The 2332-nt window shown below is 71.9% G+C and carries 2 protein-coding genes; both read right to left on the bottom strand.

Annotation, left to right across the window (positions count from 1 at the left end):
* Positions 1-129: 129 nt before the first annotated feature.
* Positions 130-1845 carry a DUF5666 domain-containing protein gene (locus B0W88_RS31235; RefSeq protein ID WP_077038354.1) on the bottom strand — a complete coding sequence of 572 codons (1716 nt, stop codon included), beginning with the start codon at positions 1843-1845 and terminating at the stop codon, positions 130-132.
* A 103-nt stretch (positions 1846-1948) separates the two neighbouring features.
* Positions 1949-2332, bottom strand: a 384-nt coding sequence (locus B0W88_RS31230) for a methyl-accepting chemotaxis protein (RefSeq protein ID WP_304442606.1), incomplete at its 5' end; no start/stop codon positions are given.

Genomic DNA, 2332 nt, shown 5'->3' with positions numbered 1-2332 from the left:
GCACCAGCCGTTCGCCCTGAGCTTGTCGAAGGGCCGTGCGCGACCAGGGCTTCGACAGGCTCAGCCCGAGCGGGTCGGGGAACTGCGCTCGGGTTTGAACGACGTGTTTCACTTCAGTGTCACGGGTCACTAGAAGCAGCCGCCGTCCCGCGAAGGCGGCACCCCGCTGTCGATCACCACGTTGTTCAGCAGGCCGCGCAGGCTGGTGACCGGCGCCACCGTGATCGCATTGGCGACCGCCGTGCCGCGCACGATGACGAAGTCGCCCGCCGCGATCGACGGCGTGCTGCTGCCGGTGCCCAGGCGCCAGCGGCGGGCGCTGACGATGGCGCTCGGGTCGGCGCTGACGGCCACGCCGTGGATGGAGAAGGTGGTCGGCGTGCCGTTGGCCGGCGCCGGCGTGGCGTCGACCACGCCGCTGAGCATCGCCACCGTCGTCGCCGGCACGATCACGACCGAGGTCGCGGTGAGGTTGCCGCTCGCGTCCGCGGCGGTCTGCACCTGCACGCTCTGCGAGGCGCTGGCGGCCAGGTAGGTCCGGAAGGTGGCGATGTTGAAGGGCCGGCTGTTCGAGTCACCGCGGTGCCCGCCGCGCACCGACAGATCGGCCAGGCGGGTCGAGGCATTGACGGCGATGCTCTGGCCCAGCACGGTCAGCGTGTAGGTGTTGGCCGCGCTGCCGGCCGCCACCGCGCCGACGGGGCCGGCAAAGCCATAACTGGCCGTCGCGACGGCATGGATCACGCTGATCGAGCTCGCCGTGATCGTCGCGCCGCCGGCCGCCACCGTGCCCTGCACCCGCACCACGTCGCCGACCACCGGCAGCCCGGCAGAGGGCAGGGCGGATGCATCGACGCTGAAGCCGCGGATCGAGAAGGTGCTGCCGTTGATGGTCGACACCCGGCCTTCGATCTCGACCGCGGCGCCGGCGGTCTCCACCGGCAGCTTGTCGCGCAGGATCGCCACCTTGGCGGCGAAGGCCGAAGTGCCGGTCGGCGCGGCCGTGCCGTGGACCGAGGCCACCTGGCCGACGGCGAACAGGCCCGCACAGGCGCTGCTGGTTCGCCGCGCGCCGTTGAAGCAGTTGCTGGCGGACAGGTCCGCCACCAGGCCGCCGATCGTGATGCTGGTCGCGCCGACCGCCGTCACCACGCCCTCGGCCTTGTAGACGGCCGGATAGCCGTTGCCGGCGCCCGGCAGGTCGCGGATGGACACCAGCGTCGCCACGATCTGCGCGCCGCCGCTGCCGTACAGGTAGCCATCCACGCTGACGTAGCTGCCCGGCGTGGCCCCGGCCGTCACGCTCAGGCCCGACTGACCGGTGATCGCGTCGCAGGGCGAGGCGGTGTCGGTCAGGCAGGCGCGGTGGTCGGTAAAGGTGGTGGCCGAGCTGAGCTGGACCGTCTGGCCCATCACGGTCAGCGTGCTGGCGCCGGTATCCGAGGCGTCGACGACACCGCGGGCCAGTGCGTGCACATGCAGCTCGGCAGCCATCGGATGGGCGGAGGTGCTGGCCGAGGCCGGCTTGACGTCGGCCACCATGCCCACTTCCAGGCCGTCGGTGCTGCTGGTGCTGTCGCCGGTGTCGTCGTCGATGACGACGGCGCTGCCGGTGGCGTACTCATGGCCGTTGACGAAGACGCTGCCGAAGGCGGTGATCGTGCCGGACGAGACCGCCGCCGTCCCGGCATCGCTGCCGCTGGGGCCGGGGCCCGGGTCCATGGCGCTGCTGCCGCCACTGCCGCCTCCGCCTCCGCAGGAACTGAGCAACGCCACCATCACCAGCACCGCCAGCGGCACCAGCAGGGCGGGGCTGCGCCACCGCGCCATCAGTCGTTCGTTCATCGCCGTCTCCTCGCGTCCGTGCAGGCGGGCGCGGCAAGCGAGGTGCCGGCGGCGGTTCCACCGGCGTGACGTGTGTGAGCAATCGTGTCCTGAGAGGGCCTTCCTAGACCCGGAAGACGGCCACCGCTTCCACCAGCCTTTGCGCCTGCTCCTTCAGGCTCTCCGCGGCGGCGGCGGACTGCTCCACCAGCGCCGCGTTCTGCTGCGTCATCTGGTCCAGCTTGCCGACCGAGCTGTTCACCTGCCCGATGCCCTCGCTCTGCTCGCTGGCCGCGGCGGTGATCTCGCCGATGATGTCCTGCACGCGGCGCACGCTGTCGACGATATCGGTCATCGACGTGCCGGCTTCCTGCACCAGCCGCGAGCCGGTCTCCACCCGCTCGACGCTGGCGCCGATCAAGGTCTTGATCTCGCGCGCCGCCTCGGCCGAGCGCTGGGCCAGCGAGCGCACCTCGCCGGCCACCACCGCGAAGCCGCGGCCCTGCTC

Origin of the sequence: Pelomonas sp. KK5 (assembly GCF_001984095.1) — a bacterium.
GTDB lineage: Bacteria > Pseudomonadota > Gammaproteobacteria > Burkholderiales > Burkholderiaceae_C > KK5.
The sequence above is the reverse complement of the archived record's forward strand: the minus strand, read 5'-3'. Positions and strand labels throughout refer to the sequence as shown.

Coding starts and splice junctions, on each gene's coding strand:
- B0W88_RS31235 (WP_077038354.1), bottom strand. CDS start 1,845: ATGAACGAACGACTGATGGCGCGGTGGCGCAGCCCCGCCCTGCTGGTG.